General features: G+C 47.7%; 14 protein-coding genes. 7 read left to right on the forward strand and 7 right to left on the reverse strand.

The annotated features are described in order from the left end of the window. Positions 1-528: 528 nt before the first annotated feature. The 6 genes from JNN12_13255 to JNN12_13280 form a co-directional block, all read right to left on the reverse strand. The gene (locus JNN12_13255; GenBank protein MBL7979301.1) at positions 529-1710 is read right to left on the reverse strand and encodes a hypothetical protein; all 1182 of its coding nucleotides are present in this window, start codon (positions 1708-1710) and stop codon (positions 529-531) included. Between the two features lie 258 nt (positions 1711-1968). Beyond that, positions 1969-2151, reverse strand: coding sequence for a hypothetical protein (locus JNN12_13260; protein MBL7979302.1), 183 nt, complete (start codon positions 2149-2151; stop codon positions 1969-1971). Between the two features lie 46 nt (positions 2152-2197). Continuing rightward, the gene (locus tag JNN12_13265; protein MBL7979303.1) at positions 2198-2944 is read right to left on the reverse strand and encodes a methyltransferase domain-containing protein; all 747 of its coding nucleotides are present in this window, start codon (positions 2942-2944) and stop codon (positions 2198-2200) included. Positions 2945-3000: 56 nt separating this feature from the next. Continuing rightward, positions 3001-3531, reverse strand: a complete 531-nt coding sequence (locus tag JNN12_13270) for a hypothetical protein (protein MBL7979304.1) — start codon at positions 3529-3531, stop codon at positions 3001-3003. A 94-nt stretch (positions 3532-3625) separates the two neighbouring features. Next, entirely contained in the window at positions 3626-4930 is a 1305-nt protein-coding gene (locus JNN12_13275; GenBank protein ID MBL7979305.1) for an FHA domain-containing protein, read from the reverse strand. Positions 4931-4936: 6 nt separating this feature from the next. Continuing rightward, positions 4937-8329, reverse strand: coding sequence for a hypothetical protein (locus JNN12_13280; protein ID MBL7979306.1), 3393 nt, complete (start codon positions 8327-8329; stop codon positions 4937-4939). Between the two features lie 303 nt (positions 8330-8632). On the opposite strand from JNN12_13280, the gene JNN12_13285 reads away from it, so the two are divergent. Further along, on the forward strand, positions 8633-10141 hold the full coding sequence (locus JNN12_13285; protein MBL7979307.1) for a DUF4384 domain-containing protein: 1509 nt from the start codon (positions 8633-8635) through the stop codon (positions 10139-10141). 158 nt (positions 10142-10299) lie between these two features. Next, positions 10300-10698, forward strand: coding sequence for a DUF3224 domain-containing protein (locus tag JNN12_13290; protein ID MBL7979308.1), 399 nt, complete (start codon positions 10300-10302; stop codon positions 10696-10698). Between the two features lie 5 nt (positions 10699-10703). Here JNN12_13290 and JNN12_13295 read toward each other — a convergent pair whose 3' ends face one another. Beyond that, positions 10704-11294 (reverse strand): class I SAM-dependent methyltransferase, encoded by a 591-nt coding sequence (locus tag JNN12_13295; protein ID MBL7979309.1) that lies wholly within the window; start codon positions 11292-11294, stop codon positions 10704-10706. A gap of 133 nt (positions 11295-11427) precedes the next feature. Here JNN12_13295 and JNN12_13300 point away from each other — a divergent pair, with 133 nt between their 5' ends. From JNN12_13300 to JNN12_13320, 5 genes are all read left to right on the forward strand, one after another. Continuing rightward, entirely contained in the window at positions 11428-13140 is a 1713-nt protein-coding gene (locus tag JNN12_13300; GenBank protein ID MBL7979310.1) for an arginine--tRNA ligase, read from the forward strand. 146 nt (positions 13141-13286) lie between these two features. Then, positions 13287-14141 carry a prephenate dehydratase gene (pheA, locus tag JNN12_13305; GenBank protein MBL7979311.1) on the forward strand — a complete coding sequence of 285 codons (855 nt, stop codon included), beginning with the start codon at positions 13287-13289 and terminating at the stop codon, positions 14139-14141. A 91-nt stretch (positions 14142-14232) separates the two neighbouring features. Then, positions 14233-15123 carry an ABC transporter permease gene (locus JNN12_13310; GenBank protein ID MBL7979312.1) on the forward strand — a complete coding sequence of 297 codons (891 nt, stop codon included), beginning with the start codon at positions 14233-14235 and terminating at the stop codon, positions 15121-15123. Between the two features lie 7 nt (positions 15124-15130). Then, a complete protein-coding gene (locus tag JNN12_13315; protein MBL7979313.1) occupies positions 15131-15997 on the forward strand; it encodes a hypothetical protein in 867 nt (288 codons plus the stop codon). 146 nt (positions 15998-16143) lie between these two features. Then, positions 16144-17265 (forward strand): DUF5009 domain-containing protein, encoded by a 1122-nt coding sequence (locus JNN12_13320; GenBank protein MBL7979314.1) that lies wholly within the window; start codon positions 16144-16146, stop codon positions 17263-17265. The last annotated feature ends 154 nt before the right edge of the window (positions 17266-17419 follow it).

Here is a 17419-nt window from a genome sequence, read left to right on the forward strand (position 1 = left end):
CATCCGCACTGCTTCTTGTTTGAACGCCCTGTCATACTTGCGCCGCAACCGGTTCGCACTTGCAGGACTTACTGCTTGTTCTTGTTTCTTCATGACACAATATTAAGTTAGATTTGTGTCCGCCTAAATTAGACCACCTCAGATGGTTTCACGGTTGGGATGCCACACCCGAAGACCAGCGGGTGAAATTCATCTCTATAAGCAAACACATTCAAGCCCACCCCGACTTCCAAACCAAAGTCGCCGACAACCAAGATGCACAAAACCGAAACTTGGCATTTAAGAGAATCTTAGATGAGGTCATGGCGCAACAAAGAAAAAATAATTGGAATTGTATAAGCTTTACGCAAAAGATGAATCTTTTTACCAAGCATTATTCGACACCATGAAAAGCATGATTGATCATCTAAGGCTAAGACCATAAACAAATCTGGCTACGTGGCCAAGTATCATAATATTGGTGTTTTATTACCCTAAATTTGTAAAATAATTATAAAATTAATTTATGAAAATAGGGTAATAATTAAATCATTCTAATTCAAAATAAGCGTTTTTTGATGCATCTAAGCGATTAGAAATTTGTTCAAAATGCGCTTCGGTAGGTTTTAGGTTTATGTATTTGTCAAAGATATTCCGTCGTTTGAACAAGATGAACGTACTTTCAACTTCCGGATTGATTTTATTGTGAACAACGTCCGATTCTTCATCCTGAAACGAAGGGACATAGGTTAGGGCGACATGTCGGATATTTAATTCTGCGCCCAATGCTGCCAAAGTGGCGTTTGGTTTGGTTGGTTCTTGGGGATCTGCTTTGCCATATATAAAATAGACCTTCAGATATTTTCCTCGTCGGATGCTTTCGGCCTCAAAAAACGTGAGCCATTTTCTGATTTCAGGCCAATTAGGATGGTTGCCAACAAAGTACAGAATGCCGTGAAACTGGCCATATTTACACACCGGGCAAGCTTTACTGCCTTTGTCGGGACCCCAAGCATGAGTAGGTGTAAAAGAAAAAACGTCTTCGCCAATATTTCGGCCAGAGGTGATGCCCTGCTCCGATGGGGCCATATATCCAGGTATATGCAAACCGAGTATAATATTGCGTTCACCGATGAATAGATCCCCTTTTTTAACGAGCCGTACCACACCTGTTCCGCCCCTGTTTTCCATTTTTAGCCGCTTCGAGGTGGTAAGTAACGGATCGTCATCAAAGACCACATCGTCTATATAATACTCATTACGGTTCGGTTCTTGTACGGTGAGGTGGATATGGGCAGGGTCTTCAAAGTGGGGATATTTGCCCGGACGCACGGTGTAAATTTCGTAGATACCATTTGCACCTGTCTTTACCCAGCCCCGAATATGGCCGTGGGTCTGTCCTTGTGCATTGGGGGGCATACTTCGCGGCTCTTCGGACAGGTGAGTGTATCGGCCTTCGGTATTGGTATGATAATAATAAATCACTACATGAGGTGCGGGTGTTCGCCCATCGGATTGATAAACGATACCCGTAATCAGCAATTTGGGACCACTTAGCTTCCATCCTGGGCTTTTGTCTGTCCATGAAATATCGGTGGGTGGTTCTCCGGAGGATGGGCCATCCGGAAGATTATTGATCATGGAATTTGCCGACTGACCTTTACAGCCCAAGATGCTTAGACCCGTAAGACAAACCACAAATAGAAAACTGGATAAACGAGGAGTATTCATGATGGTAATGGCTTTGTGACAGGAAACCGTATCATGTCGGCAAATTACCCGCTTAAGGATCGCTTTGCCAAGCCCCAATAGAGCAACCGGATGTGTCAATGGTGTAACCGGAGGAGTTTCTATCTGAAAGATGGGAGCCTTGGTATGCGCTGGAAGGGGTAGAAGGCGATATCTGCACAACAACAAGCGCAAAGGATGAAAAGTTCTTCGCTACAAAACCGTTATGGAAGCGAGTGCAAATGGTTCAATTCAGGAGCATTAGGTTTTATCGGGTTTTCTCCCATATAAAAACAAGAGCAATAAGCCTGCGACAATCTGTACTACGACCAAGAGGTTTCTCAGGGTGGTGTTTCCAAGCTGATCGCCTGAAATAAAATAATATATACCCGGTGTAATAATACAAATGACAATAAGGAAGTTGAATAAATTTCTGTTTTTCATATTTGTTTTGTTTGAGGTTAAAGAAAATAAAATAAGTGGAATAAATTCATTTTTTCACCAAATAAAACCCATATCCAAAATATTCTTTATACCGTTCGTATTGGATTATTTCTTCTTTTTCTGATTGGATAAAATCCACTACAAATGGTGCATGGTCGTATTGCTCTAAAAACATATTGAACCGTGAGATCATAGGTTGATAATAGTGTTCTATCCAACAGTGTTCCGGTAAAATAAAATGGCCTATGGGCGTGTATCCATTTTCTTCTAAAACCCTGATTTTGTTAGACACGGTATCTATTTGCGGATAAGCATTGGTCCAATATTGGGTTAATGCTTCAGGTCGGTTATGGGTGAGCCACGAGATTTCGGAGAGGGCCATAAATCCACCTTTTTTTAGGAAATGCTTCCAATAGCGAATGGCCTGTTGGAATCCCATGTTGTATGCAGCGCCTTCCGACCAAATGAGGTCAAATTGCTCTTCTTGAAACGGCAAATCATCCATGGCACAAACGAGGGTTTGAATTTTGTGTGCCACCCCGTTTTTGTGTGCTCTTTGGTTGAGTTCGTCTAAGAATATCGGAGAAAGATCTACCGCTGTAATCTGGCCTTGCAACTGTGTGGCCAAGATCATGGTTTGTGCGCCTGTACCACAACCAATATCGGCAATAGACAGGTCTGTTTGGTTGTCTATGCCCAGGAGATAAATCGCCTTTCGGGTTTCTTCTGGGCTTCCAGGGCCTTGGCGATAAGCCCCTTTGTGGAAGTCAATGAGTAGGTCAAAGAGTTTCATCTATGGTCGTGTCGCAAGAAAAAAGGCGAACCAAAGTCCGCCTTTCATAATATTGCTTATTGCTCTTGTTCGGTCAGGCACGGCTGGTTGGCGGCATTATCGGCAAATGTTCTGGCCTTAACGTTTTGGTTGGCCTGTGGTTTTACGATGTCGGTAACACAGGAATTACTTCCGGCAATTTTACCGACCATTAGATAAGACGTTATTTTAGAAGAATCTTCTGGGTCGTCGCTCACCTTGTAGCGGATAATAAAGGCTATCGGGGTGCTTTTGCCATTTACTTTTTTCATGCGCCATTCCATCTTGTCACCGATGGAAGAAAAGCCACTTCTGATGCTCCAAAGGCTGAGATCCGCTTGCTGTTTATTGGGGAAAATCAGGGTAGCGTTTTGCCGAATATCACCTTCTGCAAATTCGACTTTAATGCCACCTGCACCTGGACACACCCAGACCGCGCTTTGTTCATCTTCTTGTGGTATTGCTTTACAGGTTTTGCCAGAGGTGAGCGTATAGGTAGAAGTAATGGGTTGGGCCAGTGTCACCATAGGGAGCAACAAAAGCACAAAAGGGAGGATTGTTTTTTTCATGGGTTTTAGGATTGTGATGAATGGAGAATCCATATTACGGGTTTTGGCAAATAAAAACAAGCCTGAAAGCGGGGTGTTTATCGAATAAGTGGGCTTATAAGAGGGCTTCAAAGACCACAACCGCTTCACCGCCAAGCGCTATTCGTGCATTTCGGGGGAGCAAATCCCAATTTTCATCGTCGGGGCTGGCATTGGGCAATGGGCGGCCTTGGAGGGTTGTACCATACTTCCCCATGTTTCGGATGTAAAAATATCCATCCTGATAACGGATTTGACAATGGGATCGTGAGACCGAAGATCCCGTTTTTAAACGAATGTCCACATTAGATGCCGCAGGCGCTTCTTCGTCAAGTCGCCCGATTGTGATTTCCGTCTTTCGCATGTCATAGGCGGTCCCATTATGGAAGAGACGGGCGAGCGGCAAGTCGGATGATTTTTTTCGAATCGTTGTTGGAAGCGCATCGGGACGGCTGAAAACCTTGGCGGAAGTTACGCCATCCGGTAACCGTACCGTAAAACGACGGGTAAGGTGGGTCGTGGTACCGCGCTGGGTAGGCTTGAGGGTGCTAAAACGTGCTTCGATGGATAGATAATCTTGCGAGACCGCATCTTCGGCGTCCTCAAACTCAATTTGCCAAGTGGTGCTTTTCTCTACAATAGGGGTTTCGGACCGCCAAATGAACTCCAGAATCCGAGCGGTAATTCGAGTAGGTTTGGTTAATCGCGTAACGGCTTCGTCTAACCGAATACAGGCTTCGTTACGGATACGCGTAAAGAGGGGTGTCAGTGCGCGAAAGGCTTCTGGATGGAGTTCAATGACAAAATGATCTGGAACAACAATGACTTGGGGCGATATTTTTTCCGCATGTTGTTCTAAGGCTGTTAGGAGTGTATCCAAAATGGTTTCAACATTGGGGCGGTTGGACGTTTCCACCGGAATTGGTGCAGAAACCGCCAAATCGCGTCTTAGTTGTATTAAGGTATCGTAGCAAGAGAGGTGTAGTAGGTGCGCAATTCGGATCATACACCGGAAGGCATGATCCGCGTCGTCGGGCGTAATGGGGCGGTGATGTGCCCAAAGAGTGCGGACGTCATTAATCTCCTCGAACCAAACCGGAAAATTGGCCGCTTTAGGACCCGCATCTTCTCGTAATAGAGGACGGTGTTGTTGGCTAATGCTTTTTAAGTGCCCGAAGTCTATCAATTCTTCTGGGGTTTCCGACTTTTCGACTTCTGCGTCAAAAAGTGAGCGTTGTGGCTCCGGAAGGGCGGAGCGGTACTGGCGGAGCCAAGTGGAGTTGGGGATGGAGGATAATTTTTCGACGAGGTATGGCCGTAGTGAAGCGATGAAGTGGTGCATGGCTTCGGAGAGGATGGCACGTTTTTCGGGCGATAACATTTCGGCTCAGAATTTGGTCAGTTGGATGGTTTGGCGAAATGCCCCAGCTTTAATGGTCGCAAAATACAATCCACCGGAAACCTTTTTTCCTACACGGTCTCGGCCATCCCATACGACCTCGTGCCAGCCAGCAGGAAAAGTGCCGTCGGCCAAAATCTGTATGGTCTGGCCCAATACATTGGTGATGGCCAATTGGGTTTGGGAGGAGATGGGGAGCGTGAACCGGATTCGGGTCTCTGGCCCAAACGGGTTGGGGAAATTGGGGAAAATCCTGTACTGATTGGGCTGCCCGGTGGGAATTGAATTGGACAAGACGGCCCTTTCTCCATGCCAAAGCTCGAAGCGGCGTATCTTGTCGGGCATTCTGAACCGTATTGGACTTTCGGTGTTCAGGTGCCAGCGTTCATCGGTTTCTGGATCTCGCAAGATGGCCATTGGATTACGTGATTGCATCTGAAGGGTAATGATTGTTCCGGTTTCCGTGCGAAGTTCTATCGGATATGGCCCGATGTCGGATGCTGGCCGTGCTTCCGCCCATAGTTTGGGTTGATGAGGATGGACAACAGCCACCTCAAGTTCGGTAAATGGGCTTTCGGGGAGGGGTTGGTCCCATGCATCGGTGCCAGATGTTGCACTTTCATGGGTTTCTAAACGCACGATTGCACGCGCTCCGGTTTCGGACGAGAAAGTAAAGACGGTTTGATTTGATGAGGGTGCAACGACGGTTTCTGTGGCAGGGGGATAGGGGATACGGAGCGAATTCAGGTTACGGTCATTCAGGAAATAATACCCTTCGTATGGGTGTAGCGTATCCTCAGGTAAAAAGCTGCCATTTTCAAACCGCAACAGTTCTTTGGTAATATTATTGGCCATTTTGACGCTTCCCCATGCAACTGGAATGTCGAATGGGTTGGTAATCAGGTTCCATCCTGGCGTAAGGGATAAAAGATAAGTGCGGTCTGGGGATAACAATACACTTGCCGTCTGGCCTTCCGCGAGTTGCCAATTTTCCCGCCCAATGGCCCAATATCCTTTTCCTGTCTCTAAAAGATCGGTTGGTTTTAGGGGTTGATAGGCAAAATTACTTCCTAGATCCCGAAATAACTTCCAATCACGGGTCGGTTTTAGCACCCCAAATCCACTTTGAGCAGAAACGGCCCCTACTCCGGGTAAGCCTATCAAGCGATATCCTTTTGCCCGCCGTATTTCAGGAAAATCTTTGCTTACCGAAAGGGTGATGTTTTTTGGATAAGCAAAAAACCGCACAATGGGGCTCCAAGGGCTGTCTGTTTGTTCATTTTTTGCCTTAATGCGTCCATAATAAACGGTATGTGGTTTCAGGTCTGTAATCTTGATTTTAGGGAGTGACGTTGTTCCCTCTGCTGAAAAGGTGGAAAAAGCGACGTCCTCGGAGACCTGATACATATAGGTAGTCGCATTGGGTATGACATTCCAACTTAGGTCGGCTTCTGATCCGCGAATCACTTCTAAGGGTGTAGGGGTGAGTAGAGTAGGTCCAGCAAGTCTGGTAGAGAAGATCCACGTATCCGACCATTCGCTTTCACCCCCAGTATTTTCAGCTTTTACCCGCCAAAAATAGGTTCGTCCTGCCTCAAGTCCCGTAAGGGTCAGCATAAGCAGTGTAGTTGCTGGCAACTGAACCGCATCCGAAAAGTCGGGGGAAAGGGCAAAGACGACCTTGTATTGTGTGGCGCGGAGCGCGGCTTTCCAGCGAAGGGTTGGGGTCGAGGATTCCTGCGTATGCCCAGATACGGGCGCCAGCAATTCCGGTTTTGGGGGACGTTCGGGTATGGTGGTAAAACTCCGGATCACCCAAGGGCTTTGGCCAAAGGCATTGAGGGCCCGAACCCGCCAGAAAAAAGTGGTGCTATATGGCAATGACGAAAGGGGGAAGGAGGTATTGGTTAAGGGTGTAATGGGCAGAAGCGGGTTGGCAAAATCAGTATCTACACCCAACTGGAATTCAAAACTGACCCCACTTCCCTGGGTTTGCCATGCCAATACCACGTTAAGGCCCGTGAGTGCGTTGGGTTCAGGGGTAAGAAGTTCTGGAAGCGTGGGTGCCGAGCCTGTGCTAAACGTTCGACTTTCTGAATAGGTGAAGCCAGCCCGGTTAAATGCCTTAATGCGCCAAGTAAAGGTTTGGTCTAAAGGCAGCGTCTGTCCGCGTGGCGAGCCAGAAACCTCTGTGAACGTATCTTTAATGCCTTGTCCTAAAGAAGGTCCTTCAATCTCAAGAACATAGCCCTCGGCATAGGGTACAGGCATCCACGAAAAGACCACGTTTGCTGGTTGATCTGTCGCGTTTGCGGCGGGGAGCAGTAATTGGGCTTGTTGTGTAGGTGGTGGCAATACGCTTCCGGTGGTAAATGTGCGGGTCTGGGAGGTATGGCTGTCTCCGCTCTGGTTACTCGCCCAAATCCGCCAATGGTAGAGGGTGTTTTTTTCTAAACCGGAAAGATGGGTATAAACAGTGCCTGTTGTGTTAATGCGGATGGCTATACTGGTATCGGGGAAGGAAGGGTACTTCGAAACCTGAAGATGGTATTGTTCTGCACCCGTCGAGACAAACCAGCGGAAAGTGGGTGTAAGGATGACATCCTGTTCATCGTTCTCCGGAGAAAGCATCAGCGGTGTATCTGGTTTATCAGGACCTGTTGTGAAGGTCCATACTTCCGACCACGGGCCGGCAAATTGATCACTAAAAGCCATGATGCGCCACTTATAGGTTCGGTTGCCTTTAATATTGGGCAAATCTCCGAGGCGTATTTGATCGCGATCCCCTGCATCAAAAACCCATCTGAGCGTGGCAACATTGGTTTCGCCATATTGGATGAGATAATGGGTTGCTCCAACGGCCTTGTTCCACACCAATGCATCATCTGTGGGACGAATATGGGCGGCATTGTTCAGTGGTTTCATTTGTTGAAGGGCAATCAATTGGGCAAAGGTGGTCGTAAACGTGCGAACTTCAGACCAAATACTGGGGACGTTGTTGGTAGCTATGCTCCGCACCCGCCAATAGTAAGGGGTGTTGATTTTTAGGAAGAGGTCTTTAGGGGCCAAGTGAATCGGGCCAAGCCACGAGATGGTGTCTTGGGTGGTGAAGGGAATCACTTCCGCGAAAAAGTCTTCACGGGTGCTAATCTGAACCTCATAACGCACCGCATCAGGTACATCCGACCAATCCAAGACGGGCAAAGTGGACTGGTTTTGTGCGTTTGGTGACGGGAAAATTAACTGGGGTGCAGGAAACGTCTGGCCTAGGGATTGTCCCGAAAGGCCAATCCCCCACAATAGGAATACATAATAAATCAATTTCCGAAAGCGCATAAGCGGCTGTGGTCGGTGGAGGCTATGGTTAAAGAAAGGATACAAATAACAACGGTTAGAAGATGCCCATAGGATATTTCATGCCGGATAGTTCTGCAAAATAAGCAGAATTCATAGGGGATAACACGTCTTTGATGAACTCTTTTGAATCCCATTGGTTTATAACCCGAATGTCAGGTCTATCCTGAAACCCAATCCATTCGTTTTTAGTACCCGGATGTGGTATATTTTAATCAATCATCACAAGAGAAAAATACTTTTGGCGGTTTCGGCCAGAAGTTAATGATGCATTTTTGGAACAGGCTAAAGAATGTGTAGCCGTCTTCCCTGCTTTAGAAACAGAACGTCATGTACAAAATATTCATTATAAGTTGCTTACTCGGTTTGCCATGGATAGGGTTTGCGCAAGAAAAGCCAGACTGGGTTCAGGCTTATGGCGAAGGGGCCTGTCATCCCACCGAGCAATACCGGGGGTTTGGCGTGGGGCAAGTGTCTATCCGGATGCCCCACGACCGTGCGTTACAACAAGCCCGGACACAAGCCCAAGCCCATTTGGCCCAGTCTGTTCGGACACAGGTGACCAATCGCGAAATTGAGCAAGTAGTGGAACGCGATGCTGGTTTTTATACCTCTTTTCAATCGGTTACAGAACGTACCACCGAAATTGAGTTACCCGGCATGTCAGAAAAAACGTGGTTCGATGCCACCCAAAATACATGGTATGTACTGGGCTGCCTCTCGAAAACAGACCTGCACAGCCGCTACCGACTTAAAACCGAGTCGCTCAAAGCGGAACTCCGCACCCAGTATAACCGTTCGCGTACTTTTTTGCGAAGTGGTAAAACGGAGCAGGCACTCTCTGCGTATTTTGTTGGGCAAACCTTGTTGCGACGGTATCAGGAAGCGGCACTCATTACGGCCTTAGCGGCACCTGCTGGCAAACAAACCCGATTAGACCCTCTGCCAAGCGATCAGTTTCGCCGATTATGGCCCGAATTAGCCCCCAAAGGTCTCCGGGTAGCAGGGATTGATGCCGCTGCAGCGCAACTACTGAGCCTTCTCAAAGAACAAACCAATAGATTGAACCAGCCCTCTGTATTACGTGTGCAGTTTTTGCCGCTCCGAACCGGAAAAACGCAACAAATTTCTTCCTTCGCCGCCCATTTTGCTGATGTTTTACGACACAAAGCGGTTTCTTTGGTGCAATGGCGCCCCATAGAATCGGAGGAGATGAACGACACGCTGGAAGTCTCTGCACGCTTTTTCTTGTCCGGAAACTTGGTCATTGAAGGTAAAGAAGTGCGGTTAATGGCCTATTTGCAACAACCCGATCGGAAATGGGTGGCCGCTGCCGAAGTACTTATGCCGCTTTCCGTAATTTTGCAAGCTGGATTTTCGGTAGAAAGCCCACAAACGAATCTGATCGAACCTGATGATAAGAACACCCATCAGGGGATTTTCTTAGACGCATGGACGACAAAGGGCAAACAAGCAATTGCGTTGCGGGCGGGTGAAGCCATTCGCGTTGTGGCGAATGTGAACCGACCCGCCTTTCTGCGCTTGGTGTATCACTTGGCGGACGGACAAAAACTCCTGTTGTTGGACAACCACTACGTCCGAATGAACCAAGTGAATGTACCCTATGAAGTGCCTAAAGACCTGATTGCACGCGCACCGTTTGGGGCAGAGTATCTTCAGGTAATGGCTGCAACAGAACCCTTTTTACCCGCCGAAACCGCCATCGTAGATGGGCTAACCTTTATCAAAGCCCCCGTGTCCTCGTACTTGCAGCCCGCAAACCGACGTCTCGTACCCACTGCGGAAGTGCTTATTCCAGTTACGACGCTGGCCCAATAAATGCTCTCGACTTTTGGTGTTTGGTGTGGTGGATGATACGAAATGTGCTGAGAAACGTTGTAGTGATACCGTTCTGCAACCTTGTCTATACCCCACTTGCCAATCAGGTAAAGGGGGGGCGGTCTTAAACGAAAATATAAATCCATCTAACCCTCTGTATGATGAAACAAACCGCCATTGGAACCTTTGAGGTCAACATGACCCCCATTGAGCAAGAGAAAGAAGAAGACGGCAGGACCTTGGGCTTATTGCGCCTCGAAAAAACGTTTTATGGAGATTTGGAAGCGACAGGAATTGGGAAAATGCTAACCGCGATTTCCGCTGTTAAAGGCTCTGCGGTTTATACGGCTATCGAGAAGGTAGAAGGCACGCTTCACGGAAAAAAGGGCACCTTGGTTTTTCACCATCGGGGCATTATGGAGCGAGGCGCGCAAAGCCTGTTCATTTCAGTTGTCCCCGACTCCGGCACAGGGGATTGGACGGGTATTCGTGGTGATTTCTTCCTCGAAATCATCGAAAAAGTACACCACTACCGATTTGAATACGAATGGTTGTAAAAGAGTTAGGCGTTTTTTCTCAGCACGAGTTGGTTCACCATGGCAAGTCCGGTATGTCGAATCCCTTCAGTTACGTCGCGTTCAAGGGTTTGGGCGTGTAGGACGTTCAGACCAGAGAAGTCGTGTAATAGCTCGGAAAGGGTGGGCAACATCTCGATGGATTTTGGGCCACCTGTTCCGTACCGAAGTTGCTCTGGGGCATAAGCTTCCAATAAAAAGACGCCATTGGGACGTAGGGCCTGGACGACGCCTGCGTGAACTTTTTTCCTAAGTTCCGGAGGTAAGTGGCAAAAAATGGAGAGGATGCCATCCCAACGTTCCTTTCCCAGAAAGTAGTCCCTGAGGTCGGCGTGTTGCCAATTCACCGAAACCTGATTTTCCTCGGCGAGTCTCTGCCCTTTTAAGAATCCGGAGGCGGCGGCATCAATGGCCATTACGCGGTGGCCGTGGGTCGCCAGAAAAACGGCATTCCGGCCCTCTCCCTCTCCAAGCGAGAGCAAGTCGCCTTTTGGAAAGTAGTCATACGCTGCGGCTAAAAAATCGTTTGGCGCAGTTCCAAAAATGTATGCTTCCTCTTGGTATGCGGCATCCCACATGATTCTTTGGGTTTGGTTTCAGTTTTCACAAGATAATCGGTAGCCACGTGTACGGCCATTGCTAATTTACTACATTCAACAACCCAGACCATTCTTTCATCCCTTTTTAAGCGGATTTGATCTTTAAGTGAACATGAAAGCATATTTAGCCAACCAAATTCAAGCGGTACTCGCCACCATAGAAGGGGTTCCATCCTATTTTGAGGTGCAGTTTCAGATCCCTGCTCGGGCTGATCAGGGCGATTTGGCCTCCAATTTTGCCATGCAACTGGCCAAAAAGGTAGGAAGTAACCCACGTACTTTTGCGGAGCGGGTTTTGTCGGCGATTGAATTTGATCCGGACCGCATTGCGGCTGTAGAGGTTGCCGGGCCGGGGTTCATCAATTTTCGATTTTCAAAGCGCTATCTTTGGAAAGGTGTTGTCGAGATATTGATGCAAGGGGCTGCTTATGGCCGTTCCACACAAGGAGCCGGAAAAAAAGCAATGGTAGAGTATGTAAGTGCAAATCCTACGGGGCCGCTTACGGTGGGGCATGGTCGGAATGCAGTCTTGGGTGATACGATGGCCAATGTGCTCGATTGGGTGGGGTATGACGTAACGCGAGAATATTATTTTAATGATGCCGGACGCCAAATGCGCGTCTTGGCACAATCCGTTCGGGCACGATATTTGGAACTAATCTGGCCGGATTGTCCGATGAAAAAAATCGGAGAGGGTGAAGCAGCAATTTGGGTTCCCGAAGTTTTTCCAGAGGGTGGCTATCAAGGTGCTTATATCACAGATATTGCGTCCGCACTTCTAACCGAAAAAGGGGATCTCCTGATTGAAAATCGGGACTGGCACGCCGAGGAGGTTGCGGAAGCTGAACTTGCACCGTTTAAGGAAAAAGCCGTAGCCCTAATTTTTAAAGACATAGACCAGACCATGCGCCGTATGGGCGTCAAGATGGACACGTTCTTTAATGAACATACCCTTTATACCGATGGAAAAGTGGAGGCCACTTTGGCTGCCTTGCGTGAAACGGGCTTGGTGTTCGATGCCGATGGGGCGGTTTGGTTCAAAACAAGTACGTTTGGAAAAGACAAAGAGACCGTTCTCGTGAAGTCCTCTGGCGAGCCAACCTATCGCTTGCCAGATATTGCGTATCATGTAGAAAAGCTGAATCGGGGCTACGATGTGTGTATAGACCTGTTTGGCGCCGATCACATAGACACCTACCCCGATGTGCTGAACGCACTCAGGGTCTTGGGCTACGATGCACAGAAAATACAGGTGGTGATTTATCAGTTTGTGACTCTGATGCAAGGGGGCGAGGCCGTGAAAATGTCCACCCGAAAAGCGAATTTTGTAACCTTAGACGACCTGATGGATGAGGTGGGCGAGGATGTAACGCGCTATTTCTTCTTGGCGGTTTCACCCAATACCCACATCAATTTTGATCTGGATTTGGCGAAGGCCGAAGCCGAAAAAAACCCCGCGTTTTATTTGCAATATGCCCATGCAAGGATCCATCAGATTGTCACAAAGGCCGCAGAAGTAGGGTTATCGCTTAAAGTGGAAGGGGATCTTTCTGCACTCACACACGATCGAGAAGTAACGCTCATTAAGGTTTTGTTGCAATTTCCGGACGAAATCATAGGAGCGGCTAAGAGCCTACAACCCCAGCGCTTGATCAATTATTTACGGGAGGTGGCAGAGGCCTTTCATGCTTTTTACCACGATTGTCGGATCATTGGCGAGGCCGAAAACGTGGCTCAAGCCCGATACAATCTTGCTTGTGCTGCTCAGTATGTGGTTCGGAATGGCCTCGGTATTTTGGGCCTTTCTACCCCCGAAAAAATGTAGGCTTGTGGCAAGATGCAGAGACATGTCTGCAATATGGCTTTGGTTGATATAGACAGAGACAAGTGTTTTAATTGAATAAGTGTAGTTAAATTAACTAGTATTAAGTTAGTTTTATTTGTAATAGTATTTATATAGGAAACGGACATATGCGGGTAGCCTATCAGGGAGAGCCAGGAGCATTTAGTGAATATGCCGCACTAAAACTATTGGGCGATAACCTCATCGCTGTCCCCAAGCCTTCTTTCGAGCAGGTGTATGACGCATTAGAAAGCGGCGAAGTGGATAAAGCGGTAGTGCCTATCGAGAACTCATTGTTCGGTAGTGTGCATGTCAATTACGACTTGTTGCGAAAACACCCTTTCCGGATTGTAGGCGAACTTAAACTGCGCGTGGTACATAATTTAATGGTCTTACCAGGCGTAAAACCAGACCAGATTCGGTATGTGTATTCGCATTGGCAGGCATTGGGGCAGTGTCAGGACTTCCTACGGTTCATGCTTCCTCAGGCGCAGTGCATTGATGCCTATGATACCGCAGGCGCTGCAAAAGTATTGGCCGAACACGGATATCCACATGCTCACCGTAGCGCGGCCATTGCTTCGGTCCGGGCTGCCCAATACTATGGACTCGAAATCCTTGCAACACGCATCGAAAGTGACCACCAGAACTATACCCGCTTCTTGGTACTTCAGCCAGAGTCCGCACCAATCCCGCACTGGGATATGGCAGCACCGATGAAGACCTCAGTGGTATTTGCGCACAAGGAAGACTTGGCTGGGGCATTGTTCAAAAGCCTTGCTGTTTTTGCCCTCCGAGACATAGACCTTTTGAAAATTGAAAGCCGCCCGCTTGTAGGAAGTCCTTGGGTTTACGTATTTTATTTGGATATCCAAGGCCAAGAATCCGATGAAGCGGTGCAAAAAGCATTAGACCATCTATCGGAGTTGACAGCCTACCTTAACGTTTTGGGGTCGTATCCGGTAGGTGCGACCATTGAATAACGCCCACCACCAGGATGTACAGGCATTGTGCGAAACATGTGTTATACAATGCCATTCAACCTTTGATCATCAGTTTAATCCAATATAAACGATGTCATTCGCCTACGTCGTGCGGGAAGGGCTTTCGGGCTTTGCTCGCGCTAAACTTGCTTTTTTTGCTTCTATCAGTGCCATGACCGTTGCATTGGCCCTAATTGGCATGTTGATTTTAATTGGATTCCAAGCAAGGCAGCTATCGGAATGGCTCACCAAGCGGGTTGGGCAAATAGATGTCTTTCTTCAACATGTAGATGAGCCAACCGGAAGAACCGTCCGAGACCGTATTGTGAATTTACCTGGCATAGAAAGTGCAGCCTATGTCTCAAAAAGAGAGGCCATTCGGGTGTTTCGACGTGAGTTCGGAGAAGGGGCGGAAACTTTTTTAAGCGAGGGTGGAGACTTTCTGCCGGCTTCGGTCAAGGTACAGATACAGCCAGAGCGAACCAATCCGGAAAGTCTGAGCCGAATGATTAAAACCTTGCGCGGTCAACCGCATGTGGATGATGTGGTCTATAATAGCCGTGCGCTTACGGCGGTGCAGCAAAACCTGAGTACCCTTACGTGGGTTGGGGTTTCGTTGGGCTTGGTAATCTTGCTGGCAGCCGTTTTTTTGGTAGCCAATACAATACGGCTAACCATTTATGCGCGTCGGCTGCTCATTAAAACCATGAAATTGGTAGGTGCTACGGATTCTTTTATCCGAAAGCCCTTTTTGGTGGAAGGTTTGGTACAAGGATTGCTGGGGGGTATAGTGGGCGCTGCTTTTATGGGCGGGATGAATGCCCTTTTGGTCTGGTTTGTTCCTCAGTTACAAAACCAACCTTGGCCCGGAGGCCATCCTTTGGTGATGGTGCTGGCTTTAGTGGGCTTCGGGCTGGTACTCGGCTGGCTTGGCTCCTTGTTTGCGATTAGAAAATTTGTAAAAAGTGTAACCCTGAATTAATAACGCCATGAAAAACTTCTTTCTTTCCGGCAAAATCACACTAACGGCTTGTTTCATTTTGATATGGACCTTGGCCGGATGTGATACCACGCCCACTGAAATCCCGGTGGAGGATGCCGCAGTGGCCAAAAGTACCGAAACCAAGATTGTGACTTTGGGAGACAAGGCGCTGGTTTTGGCCAATACCTTGGCCGCAGACCAATCTAATGTGGACATTCGCGGGTATGCGGAGTTGGATGCCGCCGAGGTTGCCTTCGAGAAAGTGGCAACGGGTAAAGATGATGCCCAAGCAAAAGCCCGCCTTGCAGACCTCCTTATTCGCGACGAAGATTCTGCATTGACCCGTCTGTTTCGGGTGGATCCCGTGAATCCTATTGGTAAATACGTAAATGCTGCCATTAAAATGCCCCGTTACAATGGTATTAATATTGATCAAATGGCAGGAAAGTTCGGGATTTACGACGTGGACGCACCTGTTTCGGTTAAAACTTGGCGTGGTTGGGTGACCATCCGTTCGGCTGCCCACAGTGTATATGCCAAAGTGGATGAAGGTGATCTGAACTATTTTCAAACTTCTTGTACAAACGATAACAATGCCGAGTTTATCTTAGACAAAGGTGCTGCCCTTTTGGTCCCGGCTCGGACTACCGATCCCACCAAAAACCTCAACGGTCGGTTGGAACTAACCGTAGAAGACGGGAGCATCAAAATTCAAGGGCTTGATATTCTTTCCGGACAAATTGTAAAACGGGGCAGTGGGGAAGTATTTGTAGGCACGATTGACCGAATGGGTGGGGTGATGCGAATGACGATGAAGAAAGGGAATGTCGTTGTGCAAAGCTGGGATGAATACATCAAAAATGGCGGCAAGTAGGTGGGCATGACTTCTTTTTGAGAGGGGCTCTTTACATGAAGCCCCTTTTTTTATGGGGGACCACACGATAACGGGTCAAATGTTGTACTTTTCTCTTTCCGCGAAATACACGATTCTGTTTAGGTTACATCATAAATCGTAAAACTATGTCGGTAGCATTTAAAGAACGTCTGGTGGCATTGGATGCCTTGCGTGGCCTTACCATTGCCGGAATGATCTTGGTCAACAATCCCGGAAGTTGGGAATTTGTCTATCCACCTTTAGAACATGCTGTTTGGCATGGCCTGACTCCTACGGACTTGGTATTTCCGTTTTTTCTGTTCATTGGTGGGGTTTCCATGTGGTTTTCGTTTGGTCGGTATGGGCAAAAACCTTCTTGGGAGTTGATCCGAAAAATTTTCTGGCGTACCGTCAGTATTTATGTATTGTATGTGATCATGCACACATGGCCACTGATTAAGCAAAATTGGGATTATTCACATTTTCGCATATTGGGCGTTTTACCGAGGATTGCCTTGTGCTATTTCTTCGGGTCGCTTGCTGTGTTGTATCTGGATCAGAAAAAAATATGGGGGCTTTCGGGGGCGATCTTGATTGGTTACTGGCTGGTTATGGCTTTGGGAGGAACCGGAAACGATGTCTTTGGCCTACAAACCAACTTTCAGCGGCAAGTGGATCTGTGGGTCTTGGGTGAGAACCATATGTACAAAGGGGAGGGTTTGCCTTTCGATCCGGAGGGCCTCTTAAGCACATTTCCCGCTTTGGTGACGTTGCTGATTGGCTACGAAGTGGGGCGTATGATCGGTAAACGGGAATCGTGGGGGGTCTTACTGTCTCGTTTTTGGGCATATGGTGCGGTCTTGGCGGGGGTAGGGTTGATCTGGCATTGGGGCTTTCCGATCAATAAAAAAATCTGGACCAGTTCGTATGTGCTTGTGACGGGGGGACTGGGGATTTGGTTTTTGGCGCTTTTGCTCTGGATTACCGAGGTAAAAGGGTGGAAGAAAATGGCTTTTCCCTTCGTGGTGTATGGAACCAATGCCATTTTTGCGTTTTTTATCTCCGGTATTTGGGTGGTAACCATTCTAAAAGTGAAGTTTGATTTGTACGGCAAAAGTGTTAGTGGCTATGAATACCTATTCGAGACCATTTTCCGACCTTTAGCAGGTGACTACAATGGCTCATTGTTGTTTGCATTGGCACATGTGTTAGGGTTTTGGTTGGTCTTGCTCTGGATGTATCGCAAGAAGCTCTTTGTAAAGTTGTGATTGGCGCGTGAAAAGCCGTAGTAAACACATGATTCGTTTGTTGCGGGATTATAGGCCCATTATTTTATGCGTCCGCGTTGCACATCATTGCGTAATGAAAAATTTTTACATATATTACACACATTCTTTTGAACAAAGCATGGCGAATACTGCG

The organism is Bacteroidetes Order II. bacterium (genome assembly GCA_016788705.1).
Lineage (GTDB): Bacteria > Bacteroidota > Rhodothermia > Rhodothermales > UBA2364 > UBA2364.